This window comes from Bacillus sp. SIMBA_008, from assembly GCF_046535495.1.
In the GTDB taxonomy this organism is placed as follows: Bacteria; Bacillota; Bacilli; order Bacillales; family Bacillaceae; genus Bacillus; species Bacillus subtilis.
In genome coordinates this window covers 1-260 of the sequence record NZ_JAWRWL010000703.1, presented here as the reverse complement: position 1 = coordinate 260, position 260 = coordinate 1, and the positions used below count along the sequence as shown (strand labels likewise).

1 pseudogene is annotated in these 260 nt (G+C 44.6%); it reads right to left on the bottom strand.

The features are described from left to right. A pseudogene (locus SB658_RS25060) lies at window positions 1-199 on the bottom strand (penicillin-binding protein 2); the annotation flags it as partial. Window positions 200-260 lie beyond the last annotated feature (61 nt).

Here is a 260-nt window from a genome sequence, read left to right as displayed (position 1 = left end):
CATTGCCGGTTTCTTCACGATCAAACTGTTTGAAATGCTGCTTATGATAAACATCCCCTTCCCAGCCAGCTCGATCAATGAGTCCAAGCTTTGCAGCCGTCTTTTCGATGATTTGATCATCTGTTTGGATCAGCTTGCCAGCAAGTGTTGCAAAGGTATAATTACAGCTCTGCGAAAAGCTCTCAGACAGATTGAGCACTTCCTGCGTTCCTTCTGGCTCTCCATATAAATTCTTTCGACAGTCATACATCGTTTGTGGC